Origin of the sequence: Mesorhizobium sp. M8A.F.Ca.ET.207.01.1.1, from assembly GCF_004794715.1 — a bacterium.
In the GTDB taxonomy this organism is placed as follows: Bacteria; Pseudomonadota; Alphaproteobacteria; order Rhizobiales; family Rhizobiaceae; genus Mesorhizobium.
In genome coordinates, this window is record NZ_SRUS01000003.1 from 684,544 (window position 1) to 704,634 (window position 20,091).

16 protein-coding genes are annotated in these 20,091 nt (G+C 62.7%); 4 read left to right on the forward strand and 12 right to left on the reverse strand.

Going from position 1 to position 20,091, the window contains the following annotated elements; translation table 11 throughout:
* The first annotated feature begins 56 nt into the window (after positions 1-56).
* A complete protein-coding gene (locus tag EN850_RS12035; RefSeq protein ID WP_127872974.1) occupies positions 57-632 on the forward strand; it encodes a DUF1349 domain-containing protein in 576 nt (191 codons plus the stop codon).
* An 80-nt stretch (positions 633-712) separates the two neighbouring features.
* Positions 713-1,708 carry a hypothetical protein gene (locus EN850_RS12040; RefSeq protein WP_189591061.1) on the forward strand — a complete coding sequence of 332 codons (996 nt, stop codon included), beginning with the start codon at positions 713-715 and terminating at the stop codon, positions 1,706-1,708.
* Here the strand turns inward: EN850_RS12040 and EN850_RS12045 are convergent.
* The 6 genes from EN850_RS12045 to EN850_RS12070 form a co-directional block, all read right to left on the reverse strand.
* A complete protein-coding gene (locus EN850_RS12045; protein WP_136091308.1) occupies positions 1,691-3,265 on the reverse strand; it encodes a glycosyltransferase in 1,575 nt (524 codons plus the stop codon). The two genes, EN850_RS12040 and EN850_RS12045, sit on opposite strands and share 18 nt — an antisense overlap.
* 34 nt (positions 3,266-3,299) lie before the next feature.
* Positions 3,300-5,435 carry a glycosyltransferase gene (locus EN850_RS12050; RefSeq protein WP_136091309.1) on the reverse strand — a complete coding sequence of 712 codons (2,136 nt, stop codon included), beginning with the start codon at positions 5,433-5,435 and terminating at the stop codon, positions 3,300-3,302.
* A complete protein-coding gene (locus EN850_RS12055) occupies positions 5,432-6,082 on the reverse strand; it encodes a bifunctional DNA primase/polymerase (protein WP_245520830.1) in 651 nt (216 codons plus the stop codon). Before EN850_RS12055 ends, EN850_RS12050 begins: the two co-directional genes overlap by 4 nt.
* A 124-nt stretch (positions 6,083-6,206) precedes the next feature.
* Positions 6,207-7,736, reverse strand: coding sequence for a mercuric reductase (locus EN850_RS12060; RefSeq protein WP_136091310.1), 1,530 nt, complete (start codon positions 7,734-7,736; stop codon positions 6,207-6,209).
* Positions 7,726-9,075: a glucoamylase family protein gene (locus EN850_RS12065; protein WP_135883695.1), complete on the reverse strand. Its 1,350-nt coding sequence runs from the start codon at positions 9,073-9,075 to the stop codon at positions 7,726-7,728. Before EN850_RS12065 ends, EN850_RS12060 begins: the two co-directional genes overlap by 11 nt.
* 244 nt (positions 9,076-9,319) lie before the next feature.
* On the reverse strand, positions 9,320-10,072 hold the full coding sequence (locus EN850_RS12070; protein WP_136091311.1) for an SDR family NAD(P)-dependent oxidoreductase: 753 nt from the start codon (positions 10,070-10,072) through the stop codon (positions 9,320-9,322).
* 295 nt (positions 10,073-10,367) lie between these two features.
* Here EN850_RS12070 and EN850_RS12075 point away from each other — a divergent pair, with 295 nt between their 5' ends.
* On the forward strand, positions 10,368-11,666 hold the full coding sequence (locus EN850_RS12075; RefSeq protein ID WP_136091312.1) for an O-antigen ligase: 1,299 nt from the start codon (positions 10,368-10,370) through the stop codon (positions 11,664-11,666).
* Between the two features lie 316 nt (positions 11,667-11,982).
* On the opposite strand, the gene EN850_RS12080 is transcribed toward EN850_RS12075, so the two are convergent.
* On the reverse strand, positions 11,983-13,239 hold the full coding sequence (locus EN850_RS12080) for a polysaccharide biosynthesis/export family protein (RefSeq protein WP_189591063.1): 1,257 nt from the start codon (positions 13,237-13,239) through the stop codon (positions 11,983-11,985).
* Positions 13,240-13,325: 86 nt separating this feature from the next.
* Positions 13,326-14,003 (reverse strand): sugar transferase, encoded by a 678-nt coding sequence (locus tag EN850_RS12085; RefSeq protein ID WP_127275990.1) that lies wholly within the window; start codon positions 14,001-14,003, stop codon positions 13,326-13,328.
* A 601-nt stretch (positions 14,004-14,604) separates the two neighbouring features.
* On the opposite strand from EN850_RS12085, the gene EN850_RS12090 reads away from it, so the two are divergent.
* Positions 14,605-14,880, forward strand: coding sequence for an exopolysaccharide production repressor protein (locus EN850_RS12090; RefSeq protein WP_127872979.1), 276 nt, complete (start codon positions 14,605-14,607; stop codon positions 14,878-14,880).
* A 19-nt stretch (positions 14,881-14,899) separates the two neighbouring features.
* On the opposite strand, the gene EN850_RS12095 is transcribed toward EN850_RS12090, so the two are convergent.
* From EN850_RS12095 to EN850_RS12110, 4 genes are read right to left on the reverse strand one after another with little or no spacing between them, the layout of a single operon-like run.
* Positions 14,900-16,744, reverse strand: a complete 1,845-nt coding sequence (locus EN850_RS12095; protein WP_136091314.1) for an ABC transporter ATP-binding protein — start codon at positions 16,742-16,744, stop codon at positions 14,900-14,902.
* A complete protein-coding gene (locus EN850_RS12100) occupies positions 16,737-17,714 on the reverse strand; it encodes a serine kinase (RefSeq protein ID WP_135921611.1) in 978 nt (325 codons plus the stop codon). Before EN850_RS12100 ends, EN850_RS12095 begins: the two co-directional genes overlap by 8 nt.
* Positions 17,711-19,654 (reverse strand): lasso peptide isopeptide bond-forming cyclase, encoded by a 1,944-nt coding sequence (locus EN850_RS12105; protein ID WP_136091315.1) that lies wholly within the window; start codon positions 19,652-19,654, stop codon positions 17,711-17,713. Before EN850_RS12105 ends, EN850_RS12100 begins: the two co-directional genes overlap by 4 nt.
* Entirely contained in the window at positions 19,651-20,043 is a 393-nt protein-coding gene (locus tag EN850_RS12110) for a lasso peptide biosynthesis B2 protein (protein WP_246689180.1), read from the reverse strand. Before EN850_RS12110 ends, EN850_RS12105 begins: the two co-directional genes overlap by 4 nt.
* Positions 20,044-20,091 lie beyond the last annotated feature (48 nt).

Sequence of the window (20,091 nt, forward strand, 5' to 3'; positions counted from 1 at the left end):
CGGCGCCGGCTTGCCGGTCGGCGTGCCGCCACCTCCTCGAGAAACGGACCGGCGCGATGACACTGCAGGACCTGACCTGGCTCAACCCGCCGCCGCACCATGCCGTCGACGGTGATGCCGTGCGCGTGCGCACCGGCAAGGAGACCGATTTCTGGCGCGAGACCTTCTATGGTTTCTGGCGCGACAACGGCCACTTCCTCTATCGGCAGGTCGAGGGTGACTTCACCGCCGAGGTCACCGTCAAGGGCGACTACGAGGTGCTTTACGACCAGGCCGGGCTGATGGTCCGGCTGAGCGAAACGCACTGGATCAAGGCCGGCATCGAATACACCGACGGCCTCGCCTATTTATCCGTCGTCGTCACCAACGACATGTCGGACTGGTCGCTGGTGGCCATTGCCGCCGGCCCGGACGGCGTCAGGATCCGCCTGACCCGTCATGGCGAGGCGATCCGCGTGCAGTATCTCGACGCTTCCGACGGTCATTGGAAGCCGGTGCGGCTCGCCTATTTCCCGATCTCGAAGCTGGTCGATGTCGGTATGATGTGCTGTTCGCCGCAGCGTGAGGGTTTCGAGGTCACGTTCTCCGGATTTTCGGTCGGCCCGCCGATTGCGCGGGACCTGCACGACTGACGCCACGAGCCCGCCTTGGCCTGTGTGAGCAAGCAGGCCGGACGTTGTGGCCATAACGGCGTCTGGGCTAAGGGTTGCCCATGGGCATGTCGCGTTGGCGGGCAAAACTCAAGAAACCCGTTCGTTCCGGGGCGCTGAGGTTTTTCAGCGTTCCTTCCGTGCTTTGGTCGCAAGGGATCGGGCGTTTCTGCGACTTCGCCGGACCCGATTGGTATCGCTGGGCGCCGACCGAATCGACGCAAAGCGAGGCTTTTTTCCGCGACCATTATAGCGGCGCGCATGGCATCGTCTGGGTGCGGCTGAGCACCCTGGCCAGGCTTGCGCGAAATTGTGATCTCGACACTTTCGCCAGGATAGCCCTGCCCACCATCAAGGCTCCCTTCATCCTGCTGACGACCGACGGTGATTCCTCGGTGCCTTCGGATCTGGCCAAGGACACTGTCGAGCGGCTTCTCGCCAACCCCTATCTGGTTTCCTGGTACAGCCAGAACTGCGATGGCGGTCATCTCAGGATCAAGCCGTTTCCGATTGGGCTGGATCTCCACACCCCACGTTCCCTGGCGACCCCTGGCGGACTGGTGAGGCAACTGAAAACCCTGCGCGGGCAGGGGAGCGCGGATCGTCGTCCGGCCAGGATATTCTGCGATTTCAGCGTCAGCAGAGAGTCCGGCGAGCGTCGGGAATTGCTTGATGCTCTGGACGGATGCCCGCATGTCGATTTTCTAGGGCAACGCGTATCGCAGCGCTCGATATGGCAGCTCTATTCGCAATATCCGCTCGTGCTGTCGACCGTCGGAAACGGCCTGGACTGTCACCGGACATGGGAACTGCTTTATCTCGGCTGCATCGTGGTGACCAAGACTTCACCGCTCGATCCACTTTACGAAGGCCTGCCCGTCATCATCGTCGACGATTGGCGCGAGGTGCGGGACCCCGATGCCCCGGGGCGCTGGATCAGGCAGGCCGCGCATTTGACGGACCGGGACTATGTGTGGGGGCGTCTGCGCCCGCAAGCCTATCTGCAGCCTCTGCGCGAAGAGCTTCGGCGGGCCGTCGTCTCACCACGGGACGTGTAGGATTTCCAGCTTGGGCAGGCCGACCGGCCGGATGCCGAGGTCGTTGGCAAGGAGGCCAAAAGCTTCGGTTTCGATCAGATCGCGGTATGGAATTTCGGGAAAGCGAAGGCCACCGCGATGCAGGGCGGCATCGACCAGGAGCATGGTTCCGCCGACCGCATCGAGGCCGATGATGTCGAGATGCCTGACATCGCTGAGATGATACCGGCTTGGCGTTTGCATCGGAGGCTGGTGAAGGCCGCCGCGTATCTCGCGGTAATAGCGATAGTTTTTGGTCTGCCGTCTGATGACAAAGCTGTTGAGGTCGAAACTGGCGCCACCGGCGATTTTCACGCAGTTGGGCACCGCGATGCGATGTGCCGTGGCGATCAGGCGGTTCAGCACATCGCCGGGAAAGCGCCAGACGTCGATGTCGATCCACAGCGCCCAGTCATCGTCCTCGCTGAGCCCGTGATCGATCAGATAATTTCGCACCTTGGCGATCGCGCCGCGCCTGATGCGTTGCATCCTGGGCTTCGCCCGTTTTGCCCTGTCGAGGCGGGTGCCGACCTGTCTTTGCAACAGGACGATGTCACGATATTTGCCGGCCAATCCAGCGGTTGCGGCCTGTAGTCGCTCCCAGCTTCCGTCCTGGCTGTCGCCTTCGCAGAAGACCAGCTTGATCCGGTCCTTGGGATAGTCGAGCCCATCCAGCGCATCGAGAAAGGGCTGGATAAGGTCGGCGGAGTCGCGAAGCGGCACCAGGACAGCGATGTTTCGGCCCGATGGCGGCGGCGCCGACAGGACCGCTCTGTCGACGCCTGCTTTCGCCTGCGCCTCATCCAGATACGCGCCGCGCGTCAGGTGATACCGGAGCCCATAGGCCCGATTGCGAAACTTGGTCCACCAGTTCGGCGGCGGTTCCGGGGTCCACCATGTGCCGGCCCAGTGATGGATCGAGAGCGACGCCGTGCCGTCGCCAGCGTCGCGCTCCGTACTCCCGGCCGACGTCACCGGCACGAACAGGCCGGAAGGATGAATGGCGAAGGCCGTCTGATCGCCATAACAGCGTTGCGCCGAGGTGAGCAGGCAAGGGCCGGTCGCGTCGAGCACGTCCTTGGCGCCGGCGAGCCCGGGCATCATCGACAGGAGATGCACCCAGAATGGATGACCGGGCGGGCTCGCTATCGTCCCGTTGAACAGAAGGTAGGGCAGGCCCCGGAAATCCGCCTGGACGGCCGCATGCGAAGCCGGCTCCTTGCACAGCACGACCCGTGTCTCGTTCATGATCGCATCGAAGGGCGCGACGCATTCGCAGTCGATGTCGGCATAGACCCCACCGAAGTGATGCAGAAGCATGTAGCGGGCCGCGTCCGACCGCTGAACGCCGTTGGTGTAGCCACAGAACATCGGCAGATAATCCGGGTACTGCTCGGCCACGAATTCGAGCAGCATCCGGTCGCTCCAGAGCATGACCGTCCAGTCTGGATTGTGCCGCTTCCAGCTGTCGGCATAGGCCTGGAAGCGGGCGGGAACGCTGTCGGTCTTCCAGGTCTGGTGCAGGATCGGCGGAATCATCGACGGCTCATGAGGTGATGGAGGTGGCCTGGTGTCACTTGCCGTCATTGTCCAGTGCAAGCCCGGCGCGGACGGCATCGCGGATCGCTTGCGGGCCAAACCTTGCCCATACGGCCTGATGCGCGCGCGTGCGCTGCCGCGCCCGGCGTTCGGCGTCGAGAGAGAGTTCGATGGCCATGTCGGCTAGTCCTTCGTCGCTGGTCGACAGCATCACCTGGTCATTCTCGACCATGTCCAGCCCCTCGGCAGCGAGCGGTGTCGCGATCACCGGCACCCCCCAAGTCATCGCCTCCAGGATCTTGATGCGCGTGCCCCCGCCGGCCCTGAGTGGGATGATGCTGAGATGCGCGCCGGACAGGAGTGGCGCCACGCTTTCGGGGTCTTCGACAAGCTCCACACCAGGCAATCTGGTCAGCGCCCGTACGGCCGCCTTTGGGCTTCGTCCGGCAAGAGTAAGTCTTGCACCCGGCAAGACCTGCCGAATGCGGGGCAATATGGTGCCCGCCAGGCGCTCGGCCGCATCGACGTTCGGCGGATAGCCGAGATGCCCGATAAATACGATCGTCGGATAACCGCTGTCGGTCGCGGCTTCGGCGGGCAGCCCCCGCGGAATGTCCTCGACGTTGGGGATTCCATTGGGAACGACATCGATCGGCACATTGTGCCGGGATGCGGCCATCAACCTTTCGCGATCCTGGTTCGAGCAGACCCACACCCTGTCGACGAGGGATTGCGCTTTTCTCTCCAGCCGCCGGATGCCAAGCACCGCCGGGGATCGCCCTGGACTGATATGTCGCAGCTGTGCCGCCAGGTCGGATTCGACATTGTGCATGTCGAGGATGAGCTGCTTGGTCAGCGGCCGCAAATGTCGCAGCAGCTTGAACAGGCCGGTCCCCTCGACGATGACCGTATCGGGTTTGAAGGTTTGCACCAGTTTCCGCAGCCGCACCAGTGCCGTGCGCGGGATACGGTTCTCCCCCGCGATCCTCCACCAACCGAGAGAGGCCGAACGCGGTTCTCCATCGATCACCAGGCCAACCGCGTTGATGCGCGCGTCGGACGGTTGTCGTGGGTCGCCCAGCGGTCTGATCGAGGCAAGCCGGACCGGGCCGAACTCGGCCGCAAGGCTGGCATTGTTGAAATTTCTCAGGTCCGCACCGGAAACCGGCGGAAATGCCGGGTCGAAGGACACGATCAGCGTACGTCTTTCCGTGACCGCGCCAGCGCTGGACGAGTGGTCAGGCCGTTCCATCATGGCTCCGATGCGAATTCGTATGCGATATTGCGACGCCTTCCAGCTCGGCCCCAGGCTTTTGTGGGCGCGAACGGCACGCATCATGCTCATCGCATAGCTGTATCGGTTGTGTTTGATAAGCTGCCTTGAGATCCGCAAGGCTATCCAGGCCTTCCTCCACTGCAGAACGTCCCTGGCAATGGCTGAACCGGCAAGCTTGTCCAGCTCCAGTGCTATCGCGAGAAACGTGGCCCGCGGGGTTTCGACAAATCGCCGCGCCATTCTCTCTTCGTCATGGTGGTAGAGAAGTACCGGAGAAGAGATCGTTGTCACGTCGGCTTGGGCGAGCACGGCCGCCCAATAGCACGTGTCCTCATCCAGGCTGGTAGTTTCCGGAAAGCGGACGGTGGCCGTTGCCGAGGCTGCGACCAACGCGCTGCCCATGGCGATCGGCCATGTCTCGTTAAGAAGGTAGCGGCGGGCGTTCAATGCCCGGTCGCTCGTGTACCCATGCGGAACCTTGAGCTTGTCCGGCCTCCCCCTGGTGCGGCGAATGCTGGCTCCTATCGACAGGCCGGCCTCGGGATTGCGCAGGAGCGCGTCATGCAGCAGTCCCAACCCTCCCGCCATCACCTCATCGTCGGCATCGAGGAAAAGTATGAACTTGCCTTTGGCTCGCGCAATTCCGGCGTTGCGGGCAGCGCCCGCGCTGCCCAGCCGCACGGCGAGGATCTCCAGCGGCAATCCGTACTTGCGGGCGCTTTGCATCGATATCGCCGTGGTCTGGTCGATGGAGCCATCGTCGACGAGAAGAATCTCGCTGATCAGGCCCCTCTCCGGCAGAAGGCTTCGCAGCGTGGCGTCGATCGTCGCGGCGGCATTTCTTGCCGGGATGACGATGCTGATGTCGGGTTGCTCACGCCCCGAAATTCTCATTGCGGCACGAAAAAACCGCGCTTCAGAACGCGGTCATAGCAATGTTTGAACGGCGAGACCGCGCGAAGTGAAAGACTGGCCAGGCTTTCGACTGGCTGCGGCTCGACGTCGAATGGCGACTGGTCCTTCAACCAGCTGTAGCAGCAGCCATCCTTGAGTACGGAAGGACTTCCAACGACGTAACCGCCAAGCGCCTTCAGGTGGCCGATCCGCCGCATGCCAAGATACAGGCTGGATGATACCGCCGGTTCGCGCGTCCTGAGATAGATGTGGAATCCATTCGGGGATTTCGCGACCGGCGTGCAACTTGAAAGGTGCGCGTGCTTGCCAGACCAGGCGCGATAGTCTGCTGAATCGTCGAAATCCAAGATGAGAAGGTTGCCGTATCCTCCGATGATGCCGACATTTCCAGCAAAGTCCCGAAACCAGCGCCGGATTTCCTCCGGTGTTGGTGGCTTCTGCGACAACTGAAAGGCAATCGACCGGAACGCCAATTCTTTCAGATCCTTTCGACGGGCCTTCAAATGCAGCGGATGATATTCCATCGCCTCAAGATCGAGATGCTTGCCACCTTCGCGCAGAGGCACACAGATGTAACCCTTGGACAAGAGCTCGATTGCGTATTCCGTTTCGACTAAAGGCTGCATCCACGAATGTTCCGCGGCCGAAGGCGTCGTCTCGATTTCATTAGCCTCGCAGGGATCCGTCAAGCGCCGCCGCGCACTTGGTTGCGTATTTGTGAGCATTTCGGCATATGTGATGGCTTTGGGCTTATCGTCTGGACCACGCCAGCCAGTGCGCCGCAAGGCGCCTGCGCAACGAGGTGAGGCGTGTCCGCCTATAGGCGTCGCCCGCCATCTTGATGCCTTGCGCCTGTGTCGGGAAGGGATGGATGACGTCGGCCAACGCATGCAGTCCCATGCCGGACCGGATGGCGAGGGTCACCGCGTTGATCATCTCGCCCGCATGGCTGGCGACGACCGTCGCGCCCAGGATGCGGTCGGACCCCTCCCTGACATGGATCTTGACGAATCCTTCCTCCTCGCCGTCCATCACGGCGCGGGCGACATCGTGCATCAGTATCGTATAGGTTTTGACCGGAATGCCATTGCGGCGCGCTTCCAGGGGATAGAGGCCGACATGGGCGATCTCCGGATCGGTATAGGTGCACCAGGGAACGACGAGGTCGCTGAGCCTTTCGCGGCCGCGAAACAAGGCATTGCGCACGACAATGCGCGCCGTTGCCTCGGCGGTATGGGTGAACTTGTATTCGAGGCAGACGTCGCCCGCCGCATAGATGTGCGGGTTGCTGGTTCGCAGATAATCATCCACCTTGATGCCGTCGGCGTCATACGCCACGCCGGCCTCTTCGAGGCCGAGACCATCGACGTTGGGTGAACGGCCGACGCCGGTGATGATCTCGTCGACGGAGATCGTCGTCGTGTCACCATCCCGCATCAGGTCGGCGAACTTGGCGGTACCTTCCCTGCGCACTGCCACCACTTCGGTGTTCAGGCGCACCTCCACCCCCTCGCGCGCCAGGGCGTCCGAAAGGATTTGCGCGGCGTCGCGCTCCTCGCCGGGCAGGAACATCGGATCGCTCTGCGCCAGGATGACCTTGGCGCCGAGCATGCAGAAAGCCTGCGCCGTCTCGCAGCCAAGCGGCCCGCCGCCGATGACGAGGAGCCGCGGCGGGCATTGCGTCAGGTTGAACATCGTCTCATTGCTGAGATAACCGGCTTCGACCAGCCCCGGAATAGCAGGGAAGGCCGGGTGTGCGCCCGTTGCAATCAGCGCCTTCTTGAAATGCAGCGTGCTTTCCTCGACCGTGACCGTATCGGGGCCGGCAAATCGCGCCGCACCGAAATAGAGGTCGATGCCTTCCGAAACCAGGCTCGCGGCGGAATCGGCACGGCTGATCCGCTGCCGGATCTGCCGCATCCGTGTCATCGCCCGTTGAAAATCGACACGAAGATGATCTGGCGGGTCGCCGCCGAAGCTCTCGGCATCGCGCATGTCGGCATAGAGCCTGGCTGTGCGAATGATCGACTTCGACGGAATGCCACCGACATTGATACACGCACCGCCAATCAGCCCACGCTCGATCAGCGCGACCTTCGCGCCAAGGCTCGCCGCGTCACGCGCGGCGGTCAACCCGGCCGGCCCGGCGCCGATGACGACGAGATTGTAGGGGCCGTTCGGGGTCGGGTTCTTCCAGTGCGGAGGATGCGCGCCCCTGACCAGCTCGACGTCGTTGTGGTCGACGGGGAAGGCGGCGGCTCTCGTCGGTTCACGTGACATCGCGCCCCCCGGATGCCGGGCTTGCCGGCCGCGACAGCCATCCGCCGGTAAAGCCGGCCTTGTCCAGCCCACGACGGATATGGGGATTGCAACGCATGAGCTCCCAGATCATGCCGGAACGGTGGTTTTCGATCATCATTACCGCAATGCCCTGGTCCAGCCCGTAATGGCCTTCCGACACCCAGCCGTTGCGGCCGAAATTTCGCCGGTTGGCCAATGTCGGGTTGAAACCGCTCGGCAGCCGGAAATTGTCGATCACCTCCGGGTAACGATCGGCGAGATGGCGCATCGCCGCCAGGCAAATATCAGGCGCGAAAGGCAGCGACGCCGGATAGGACCATGGCGCGATCGTGCCGTCATCAGGACCGAAAGGCGCGCCGCGCGCCGCGTAACCGGAAAACCGGTGGCGCCGTCGCTCCACGCTGGCGCGGAAGCCGCCTGGTCCGTCCCCTGCCGAAAGACCCCACAGGTTCTCGCCATAGCCGTCAAAGCCGTAGGGGTTGTGCCGGGCGTAGTCGCGGTGAAGGTATGTCGAGCGGCGGCTGTTTTCGAAATAGTCCGAATTCTTCTCGCGCATGAAAGCGTCGCGGATGCCGGCGAAATCGATCCAGGCATGCGAGAATTGGTGCATGAACAGCGGCCCGCCATAGAGCACGTCGTGGCCGTAGATGTTTTCCCACTGGTAGGTCGCCGTCCAGGCCTCGTAGCTGTCGTCGGAGGTCGGCCGGTCCGGTGAGGCCATGGACAGCACATAGAGGATCGTCGCCTCGTTGTAGCCTTCCCAGCCATAGTGCAGAAAGCCGGTCCTGGCCTTCCAGCCTTGGCGGAGCGTCGGGCTGCTGCCTTGTGCCCATCGCCAGTCGACGCGCCTGTAGAGCGCCTCGGCCAGTTGGCGGATTTCGGCCTCGTCATCATTGTCGCCGGAAAAATAAGCGCCCGCCACCAGCATGCCGGCGATCAGCAAGGCGGTATCGACCATCGACAACTCGCAGCGCCAGACGCGCAAACCAGTGCGCATGTCGAGGAAGTGGTAGTAAAAACCCTTGTGGCCGGTAACGTCGGGGCCGCTGCCTTGCGTGCTGGTCTGGAAAAAGCGCAGCGCCGCAAGGGTCAGCCTGGCAGCCGCGTCGCGCGCCATCCAGCCACGTTCGACGCCGATCGGATAGCAGGACAGGGCGAAACCGACCACAGCGATGCTGCACGGTGAATTCGGCCGCGACGTGTCTGCGACCAGCCCGTTGTCGGGGTTCACATTCTCCAGGAAATAGCCGAAGGCGGCGCGTTGATAGCGGTCCAGAAGCTCGTCATCGGCCAGCGCGGCTGGATCTGCTCTAAGCAAACGAAGCAAACTCCGGCCTGGTGATCGCGGCTTCCGTCGATCGCATGCCATCGGCACAATGGCCGGGGGGCATCGCACCTGCCGGGCTCTCTCGTCGTGTCATGGCTCTCCCCTGTTATGGCACCCCTGTTATGGCACCCTCATTCAGACGTCAGCTACCATAAGCCTGTCCAGCTCCAATCGTTGCTTCGTCACGCGGAATTGTAGTTGGCTCGGGCCAAACTCGGAACCGTCTCGACCCGGCTCAATAAGTGGCCCGGCCGCCCGAAACGTCGAATACGGCGGCCGTGGTGAACGAGCATTCCTCGGAGGCGATCCATGAGATCAGCGCCGCCACCTCCTCGACCTCGCCGAAGCGCGCCATCGGAATCTTCGACAGCATGAAATCGATGTGCTCCTGGCTCATCTGCTTGAAGATCGCTGTGCGTACAGCTGCCGGCGTCACGCAATTGACTGTCACCTTGGTCTTGGCGAGTTCCTTGCCGAGCGACTTGGTCAGGCCGATCACCGCCGCCTTGGAGGTGCTGTAGGCGGAAGCGTTGGGATTGCCTTCCTTGCCGGCGATCGAGGCGATGTTGACGATGCGGCCATAGTCGCGCTCCAGCATGTGCGGCACCAGCGCCTTGTTGCAGTAGAAGACGCCGTTGATGTTGATGTCGATGACCCTTTGCCAATCCTCGGTCGAATAGGACCAGGTCGTCATGTTCGGCCCGGTGATGGCGGCGCTGGTGACCAGTATGTCGACGCCGCCGAGGGCTTCGATCGTCGATTGTGCGCCGGCCTCCACACTTGCCGCATCCGCAACGTCCATCATCACCCCATGCAGGCTGGGAATGACGGCTTTCGCCTGTTCGATCTGTGCGGGGTCGCGATCCCAGACGCTGACGCGCCCGCCTTCGTTGACGATCCTGTGTGCGACCGCCAGGCCGATGCCCGAGGCGCCGCCGGTAATCACCGCCGACCGGCCGGCGAATCGTCCCGCGAAATTCATCGGCATGTCACTCCCCCTGTCCATCCCGGTCCATGTGATGGCTCGTCGGGACTGTGAGGTGACCGCCGATCGAGTTCAAGCCGGCATGTGGCCGGATCGTCTGTGCCAACATCGGCCGGATTATCTCTCGGCGATCGCCTCGCTGTAAGACAAGGTGACCGGATTTGCCATTGAGCATGGGGTGCGATAGGTTATATTGCACTGCACAATGGAGACGCCGTTTCTTGTACGCCCCTGTTTGCGGATATGCCGGCTGGTTTGCGGCCTGCCGGTCCGGGGTCGTGTTGACGGGACCCTTTAGATGAAAATTCCCAAATCCCTGCTCGTCGATCCCGAGAAGAATTCGGTCTATGGCAGTTTTGCCGTTGCCGTCTCGATTTGGGCGTTCTCCTATTCCGTCATTTTCGGCCAGGTGCTGATCCTGGCCTACTATGTCGTCTGGCTTCCGCTCATCCTGGTCGACTACCGGCGGTTCCTGCGGCAATTGTCCAGTGCCTGGTTGCCGCTGCTGTTCGCCGCCTATGTCTGTTTCTCAGTGTTCTGGTCGCAGGCACCCGGCACGACCGCCAGAACGGCGGTCCAGTACCTTTCCCATATCGCCTGTGCCTATGTCGCGGCGCGCACCGTCAGCGTGCGCACCCTGACGATAGGCGCCCTGGTCGGCATATTCTTCGTCCTGATCTATTCGCTGAAGGTCAACGCCTATTCCGAGGACGTCCTCGACGGCACCTATAATTTCGTCGGCGCCTTCGCCTCCAAGAACCAGATCGGCTTCGTCGGCTCGCTCGGCATCTATTTCTCCGTCGTTTTCCTTGCTTTCCTTCGGCGAGGTCGCCTGAGCTTCATGCTGACCGTGCCGGTCGTGCTGTTGTCGGCCTATGTGTTGGTCGTCTCGCATTCCGCCACCTCGATGGCCTCGATACCGGCGGTTCTGGCGCTGGTGGCGCTGCTTGCGATGAGCAAGCTTCTGTCGCGGCGCTATCGCCGGGTGGTCTTCCTGGTCGGCGCCGGCATGATCGTCGTGGTGGCCATCGTCGCCCTCAATCTCGGGCTCATGGACTTCGTGCTAGGCATCTTCGGCAAGGATTCGACACTTACCGGGCGGACCTATCTTTGGGAGCAGGGCTGGAATGCCGCGATGCGGTCGCCGATCCTCGGCGTCGGCTATGCCGCCTATTGGGTGCAGGGCTTCGCCGAGGCCGAGCGGCTGTGGAACGAATTCTACATCACCACCCGCACCGGCTTCCATTTCCACAACACCTATGTCGAGGCCCTTGTCGAGCTCGGCTTCACCGGGGCGGTGCTGATATCGCTGATCATGTTGCGCACGCTCTTCGGCCACATCGCGGCGGTGGTCTTCAAGACATGGCAGGCCGAATCGGTGGTTCTCATCGGCGTGATGGTGCTGCTGCTCATCCGCTCCTTCGTCGAGGTCGAGATTCTCAACCCCTACATCATGGGCTCCTTCCTGATGTATTTCAGCTACTTCAAGCTGGCCCGGCTGCCGGTCACCCGCACGCGGTGGTCGCCAGCCTTCGAGCCGGCGGATGCGAAGGGCGGGGAGCCAGCCTGGCCGCACCGTCCGGCGGCGGCCGAGTAGCGATGAGGGGCCGCCTGAGCAATTCCAGGAAAAGTGGGTAGCGGTTTTCCCGGGAGAAGCGCGTAGCGCTTCCCCTTGGGAATTGCGTCAACAAGCCGTTCTGGTTTCCGGCTCTGGAAACCCTGTCCAGCAAAAACCTCCGCCAGGCAGCCAGGCGGAGGTTCAAAGTCTTTGCGTTAGAGCAATTCCCGGAAAAGCGCGTAGCGCTTTCCCTTGGGAGTTGCGTGAAAACAAGAGTTGGAGCCGGTCGGCGATTCTATCAAACGCTGAGCCGCCCTGGGGATCGAAGCGGCGGGTCGTGCGAACTTCCGCGTCCCTACTGGCTCGCCAGCGGCGCCAGCTTGATCTTGATCACATCGCCAGGCAGCACCGGTGTGTCTTCCTTGGCGGCGATTTCGCTGGTCTTGCCGTCGACATTGCGCACCAGCGAATAGAGCAAGGTAGGCTGTTGGTCGTTGGTGATGGCGGCCGTCGTCGCCGGATCGGTGGCCTGAGCGATCAGGCCTTTCTGCATGTTCACCTTCAGCGCGGCCTCGTTCAGGTCGGCTTCCGTCTGTTGCCGGGCGGCGGCGAGGCTAGAGCTCAAGGTGTTCTGGGCGTCGATGGCGTCCTGCGTCGCCTTGCTGATCGCCTGCTTGGCGGTGAGTATGGCCGTCTCATAGTCCAGGATCTTGCCTTGCAGGTCGGTGACGGACTGTTGCGAATCCAGAAGTCTCGCATTGGCGACCAGACCCTTCTGCGCCAGCGGACCGATGCTGGCCAGCTGCTGCTGCGCAAGATCGACCTGCTTCTGCTGGTTGACGATCTTCTTCTGCAGCGATTCGATTTCGGCCTGCAGCACACCCTTGAGATCGTCGAGTGACTCGAGCTTCAGCTTCAGCGCCTTCTGGTCGGCGGTCAGGATCGTCATCTCGTCGTTGACGATGGTCGCCAGCCGAGGATCGCCCTGGACCTCCTTCGGCGCTTCGAAGCTCGTCTTGCCAGCGAGATCCGCGTCGATGCGGGCGCGCTTGACGATCAGCCGGACACGCAGGTCGTCGGAGATATCGAAATTGCCCTTGGCGGTGACTAGGTCCTTGCCGAGTTGGGGACCGTAGTCGGCGCTGCGCCTCATGCCGCCGGCGACGCTGATCGCCTTCAGCACGGTAAGGTCGGGCACATAGGGAAACTGGCCGGGATTCTGCACTTCGCCCGAAATGTAGAACGGCCGGAATTGCGCCATTTCGACCGAGGCTTCGGGCTTGTCCGACAAAGCGAGCTTGTGCTGAAGCGCCTCGCCGATCGCCGCGGCGACCTCCGCCGTGGTCTTGCCGGCAGCCGGCAGTTCGCCGACGAAAGGCACCGACAGCGTGCCGGCCGGACCGACCGTGTATTGGCCATTGACCGACGACCAGTCGCGGAACGTGCTTTCGACAGTCTGCCATTCGGCGATGCGGATGGTGAGCTTGTCCTGGGAGCCCAGACGGTAGTCGTCGGCGGCGGCCAGCTGGGGAAAAGCGAGCGAAATCGCAAGGCACGTCGCCACGAGCCGCGAGCGGCCGAAAAACGGGCCGCCGCCAAAGGCTTCGAACATGTCTGTTTTCAACTGAACGTTCCGATCCGTTTTTAGCCCCATCGCCCGATGAGCTTGCCGCCGGATGCCTGGGTCACGCGGGCCGATCAATAAGAACCGCGTGACATCCAGACGGCCGGCACGGTCCTGATGATGATGCGAACGTCTTCGAACAGCGACCAGTTCTCGACATAGTGGCGATCGAACGCGACGCGGCTGTCATAGGAGACATCGTTGCGGCCGCTGACCTGCCACAGGCCGGTCAGGCCGGGCCGGGACTTCAGATAATAGACGGCCGCGCTGCCGTAGATTTCCAGTTCGTCACGGACCACCGGGCGAGGTCCGACAAGGCTCATGTCGCCCTGGAGGATGTTGATGATCTGCGGCAACTCATCGAGGCTGAGCTTGCGCAGGACCGCTCCGACGCGAGTGACGCGGGGATCGTTCTTCAGCTTGCGGGTCGCTATCCATTCCGCATTGGCGTCCGGATTGGTCGCAAGATAGGCGGCCAGCACCTTGTCCCCGTCGGGAACCATGGTGCGGAACTTGAGGCAGGAGAACAGCCGTCCGCCGCGCCCGATTCGGCGGTGACCGTAAAAAATCGATCCGCCATCGGAGAACTTGACCAGCAATGCTATCATGATGAATAGCGGGCTGAGCGCGATCAGCCCAGCCAGCGAACCGGCGACATCAAAACTCCGCTTGATGAGACCGCCGATCGGCGGCGGAAAGTCGGTGTCAGCCTGCGAAAAGCCCGCCGTGGCCGACTTGGCAATATCCCTCATACGGAAACTCCATGCGGTGAACGAATGGTTGACCGCACGATATCAAAAAAATGCTGCAGCGCAACACACAATTTCCCATCCCATTGAAATAGTCGCGTCATGAATTGACTAAATAATAAGCTCGATCTGCACAAATTTCGAAATTTTTAGCACATTTGTGACAATAAATGGGCAAGGATAAAAAAATCCGGACATTTTTGAGGCGATTCCTAGGCGACGCGTTCTCGGCGTCGAGGGGCGGAACATATAAGTGCTTTAGGAAGGTGCCATATTTGAAACTATTCACATAAAATACTGCTTAATATTATGGATTGTACTCGCACCTTATAACGGCTGCAGGTTGAGTGAAATGCGGCCGTGTGCGTTGCAGCATGGCAGAGTCGAGCGCGTAAGCTCATTCAAAAATATGTGCGGTTGCCCTTGCCGCCTTCTGCTCGCCTTAATAGAATTGCAAATTATACCTGTCATGGTGGCGACAGGTTGAAAGGCCGGAAGCAACCGGTCGGCAGCGGGTGACTTAACAAGCCCGCATGACAAGGGACGGCGCTCGGGTGGGGCTATCGATTGGATATAACCCGAGCCGGTTTATGGGCTGTTGGGTATGTCGCTTCCAAAATTCATCCTTGGGATGCTTTTCGCGCTCGCGATCGTCGTTGCCTGGTCGTGGCTGGGTGGGGCTTCGCTCGGCACGACACTGCTGCGTGTCGTCATCTGCGCGGTGGTCATCCAGGTCGGTTATTTCGCGGTCGTCTACGCCATGATCGCCAGGAGCGAGCCGACGCCGGCCGACAGGCTGCGCGAAGCCGAGAGAAAGAAGAAATCCACCGAAGTGCCCGAGGGCGAGAAACTTGGCAGCGCCCGGCGGAGCCTGCATTAGGCGCAAGGCGCACGCCGGGTCAGGCCACGTCCGCTGGTTCGGTCTCCGACTGTTCTCCCGACAGCATCCTGGACAGTCGGCTCCCCGGCTTCGCCTTCAGGCGCCGATATTGCCCAACTTCCACGACACGGCCGTCCTCCATTGCCACCACCCAGTCGGCGAAGGCGATCATCGACGGCCGGTGAGCGATTGTCAGGATCGTCATTGAGCCGCGCAGGCCGTCGATCGACTTGGCGATAAGTGACTGGTTCTGCCAGTCGAGCGCGCTTGTTGCCTCATCCAGGATGAGCAGTGAAGGCTTGCGCAGCAGCGCGCGCGCCAGCGCGATGCGCTGACGCTCGCCGCCCGACATGCGCACGCCGCGGTCGCCGACCACCGTCTCCAGTCTGAGGTCAAGCCGTTCCACGAATTCGCCGGCATGCGCGGCGCGCAGTGCCGTCCACAATTCGTCGTTGCTGGCCTGCGGTGCGGCAAGCCGCAGGTTCGCCGCGATCGTGTCATGCAGCAGGAATACGTCCTGCGGCACATAGGCCACCTGATCGCGCCAACGGCGGCGGTTGCCGGCATCGACCTCGACGCCATCGACGAGGATCTTGCCCACGGTCGGCTCGAGCAGCCCGAGCAGCATGTCGGCGATCGTACTCTTACCTGATCCGGACGGGCCAATCAGGGCGGTGACCTTGCCGGCCGGAAGGCCGAAGGTGACGTCGCTCACCACCGCCTTGCCGGCGCCGCCGTCATAGGCAAAGGAGACGTCGCGAATGTTCAGCCCCGTATCGAGGGCCAGCTTGCGGTCATCCCCGGATTCGACATGGCCCGGCTCGCGCTCGGCGTCGAAACGTGCCTGCAGGCTGCGCATTGCCGTATAGGCGGGCAGGTTGATCAGCACCTGCTGGGCCTGCGTCTGCATGTCCATGAAGCGCGGCGCGATGCGCATGAAGACCAGGAGCAGCACGACAATCTCGGCCAGCGACAGGTTGAAGCGGACCAGCGCCACATAGATGAAGACGCTCAGGCCCACGACGCTCGCCACCTGGAACACGGCGGTGCCGATCGAGCTGTTCCGCACATAAGCGATGTTATCGGCCTTCATCTTTTCGAGCGTGGCCTGCAACTGCGCGAAATAGCTGGCCTCGACATTCAGGCTCTTGGCCACCTTGATGCCGCCGAGAAATTCCGAGACCGTGCGGTACTGGTTCTGGCGATTGCTCGTCAGGATGCGGCCGAAGGCCGTGGCCCGCGAGCGAAACGGCTGCAGCGCTATGAACATCACGATGCCGATGACGACGGCAAACGCCGTCATAACCGGGGAGATGAACATGGAAATCACGAGATAGCCCGCCAGCAGCACGGCGATCTGCACCAACATCAGCAGGGAAAAGGCGGCCCCCTGGACGCGGTCGATGTCACCGGTCAGGGCATGGTCGAGATCGGAGCCGCGCATGCGCGTGAACACGCCCCACCGCGCCTTGCCGATGCTCTCGAACAGGTTCATGCGCAGGCGGTTGATGAAATCGAAGAGCAGCCTTGCCATATAGACCGACTTGAAGCGGTTGAAGGCTGCCTGCACGGCAACAAGCCCGACCAGCGCGCAAAGCACCGTCGTCAGTTGCAGCGTTCCGCCGGGCACCAGCCAGCGGACGAGATCGATATTCGGCAGCCTGACCGCGAAATCCTGGTCGGCGCGCCCAACCAGGTGCAGCAGCGGAATCAGCAGCAGGATCGAGATGCCTTCGGTCAGGCTGCCGAGGATCAGGAACAACAGCGCCGTCCAGGTCCGCCGCCCGCCGATCTGGGCAATGACGGCGCCAAATGCCGCGACATCGCGAAACAGCGACAGGCTGAAGACCGATGACCTAGGCATCTCCTGCCAGTTCCTTTTCGATCAGCGCCACAGCCTCGCCGATCCTGTCGATGCCCGTCGGAACGTCCAGCCGGCACACGCCGACATGGTTAGCGATTGCTGAACAGTGACGAAGGTGCATCGCGGCGAAATCGCCGGAGAGCGCCGCGCGGCCGAAACGCGTCACGTAGGAGAATTTGATGATGGCCGGCAAGGCGGCAATGGAAGGCAAGGGGGTGATCCCAGCCCTTTCGCCACGCTCGAGTATGTAGATCCTGGCCGCCGGCACCCTGTTGCCGGAGAAGGCGCCGTGCAGGCGATGCTGCATCTTCTCGATCGCGGGATGCACTTGCGGCCGCACTTGCGCCTGCCCAAGCGAGATTGCCGCTGCGGCATCGGCGGCAAGCTTGATCTGCGGAAACCCCGGAACGATCATCGGCTGGTTCGGGTTTGCCAGGTCGAGCGCGACGACATCGTCGGTAAGCAGATCGTGTCCGGCCCGGATCAGCGCGCTTGCCGTCGTCGATTTGCCGGCGCCCTTGTCGCCCATGAAGATGGCGCCCCTGCCGGTTACCGCAATGGCGCTGGCATGAAGAACCAGCAGGCCGCGCTGGTGCAGAAGCAGCGCCAGCACCGGCCCCAGCAACGGAAAGGCAAGCAAGGCGTCGTCGACGCCGGGCGCCGGCTGGACATCGATGCGGCGGGCGTCGCTGATCAGGAATGCGCCGACGGCCTCCCAGGCCAAATACTGCCGGCCGGGCTCGAAGCGGAAGACGGTCGCGGCCTCCGCCGAAGGCTTGGGCATATCGATCGGGCCGATGGCGATCTCGATGTCGGCCGACGCCGGGTCCGCCGGCTCCAGTTCGGGCAGGGACACGCCGGATGCGATGATCAGGCCGTAGGCGCGGTAGTAACGTCGTTCTCCCGCGATCCCGCCGCGCCGGGGAAGATGGTCGAGATCGCCGGCGAACGGCTCTCGGCGGGACATCATGCCGGGCTCCCGCCATGCTGGACCTGCCGCAGCCACAGCGACAATGACGCCGAGCGCCAGACATACTGGACATCGAGCGGCGCCACCTGGTCCGGCTGGCGCAACAGCCGCGCATAGGCAGCGGTTACTTCCGGCAGGTTGACATAGGGCGCGATGCGACCCGCGTCGCAAACCAGCAACTGGTCCAGCAGGCCGCGATGGTTGCGCACCATGCCGTTGACGAGATTGGCGGTGAAATCGATCTTGTCGCGCCGCCACTGGACCGCCGCCGGCAGGATGCCCTCCATGGCCCGGCGCAACACGTAGCGGCCAAAGCCGTGACTGAGCTTCTGCTCGCCCGGCAGCCCCAGGCAGAATTCGACCAGCGGCTTGTCCCAGAACGGATAACGCGGCTCGACGCCGAAATTGGCGGCGGCCTTGTCCAGAACCTCGAAAGAGTGCGGGACATAACCGTTGGACAGGATCCAGCGGTGACTGAGAGCATCGCTGGCCTGGACGCCGGGTGGCATATAGCCGGCTCGGTGGAACCGGTCGATGAGCTCGGTTCGCCTGGCAAGGTCCGGATTGATCAGGTCGCGCCAGCTCCGGCCACGCCGCGATTGGGCAGGTTTGCGTATTTTGTTCAGGGCTCGGTTCCCCAACTGCCGCAGCCTGGCGATGCGCCAGGCCGGCCCGTAAATAGTGAGGAACTGAAAATAGAGGCCGAGCGTGCTGTCGCCATAGGTGTTGGAGGCGCTGCGAACCTCGCGCCAGAGGTCCAGCCATCTGCCGCCATTGGCAAGCTCGTGCAGATGGCCATGTCCCTGCGAAACGACCTCGTCGCCGCCATGGCCGTCGAGCAGCACCTTGATGCCCTTGGCGCCCGCCGTCCGGTAGATACCGCGTGTCAGCGTCAGGCCCGGCGCCAGGAAGGTGCCTTCCTGTTCCTCCAGCACCCGTTCGAATTCGGCGAAAGGCGCATAATTGCCGACAGGGATCAAGGTCGGGTCGGTCTTCTGCTGATCCAGCACGGCATCGATGAAGGAGCGCTCGTCCATCGACGAACCCTTCTCGAAAACTAGGGAGAAGGTCGGCAGCTTCGGTTTGCGCCCGGCCGCATTTTGCAGCCCGGCCACGCAGGCGATCGAGGAGGAATCGAGGCCGCCGCTCAGCATCGCGCCGACCGATGGACTTCCCCGCATGCGATTGCGAACCGATTGCGAGAAAAGATGGGCGAATTCCTCCGCGGCATCCGACCGTGGCACTCGCTGTGATGGCTCGATCTGCCAATACCGGCGCAGCACCAGGCGTTGCGCGGTGACGGTAAGGCTGTGACGCGCCGGCAGGGCGAAGATGTCGCGGTAGGGCGTGGACTGCGGGTCGTCGGGCAACCCGGCCAGGAAGCCCGAAATCCGGTGCTCGCTGAGGTGCGCACCAACCCCGTCGAGGCCGAGCATTGGTCCGATCTCGGAGGCAAAGGCAAAGCGTCGTTCCGCCGCGTGGTAATAGAATGGCTTGACCCCGAAATGGTCTCGCGCGCAGAACAGAAGCTGCCGCTCGGCATCCCAGACGGCAAAGGCAAAATCGCCTTGCAGATGCACGGGGCAGGCTTCACCCCAACGCAGATAGGCCCGCATCAGCAATGCAGCATCGGCGACTGAGCTGTCCCTGATGCCGAGCCTGGCGAGCAGCTCGTCGCGGTTGTCGAGCCGGCAGTCGGCGGTGATGGCGAGCTTGCCGCCGGCCATGGTCAGCGGGCCGGGGCCGGCTTCGTCGGTCGTGTTCAGCCAGGCGTGGCCAAGCGCGATGCCGCTGTCCAGCCACCATGAGCTTCCGTCGGGACCACGATGTCGCATGCGCGCCAACATCTGCTGGATGCCGCTCGCCGCTTCAGCCGGCGCGGGGCCTCGGACCGCTACTGCGTGGCCCTGCCGCAACAGGATTCCGGCCACGCCGCTCATCGGCTGCCGTGGTCGACCAGATGTGCGAAACCATCGATGGATCCGCCGAGCACGATGTGGTTGTCGCTGACCAGCCAGGCATGCGCCTTCAATTGCTCGCCCGTGCCGCGCTCGATGCCGATGCGGATATTCGACGCATTGCCCTTGCGCGCGAGGAGATACTGGCCCGAAAGCGCCTGGGTCAGGCATGTGGCGCCCGGCACGAACCGCGCGGCCGCTGCGACCCCCCAGGCGACAAGCCGCAACTCGCCCATGCTGGCACATTGGCGCGCGTTGAGCCGTGTCACCATCCTGCGGACGCGGTTGTAGGAGAACACTGTCAGCCCGAGCCGCACGGTCGCGACCACCAGCAGGCAGCGGGCCAGGAAAAACGCTTCCGAACCGCTCAAGGCCAAAATCCTGGCCAGGCTCCGCCTGCCAGGCCGCTTCATCGGCAC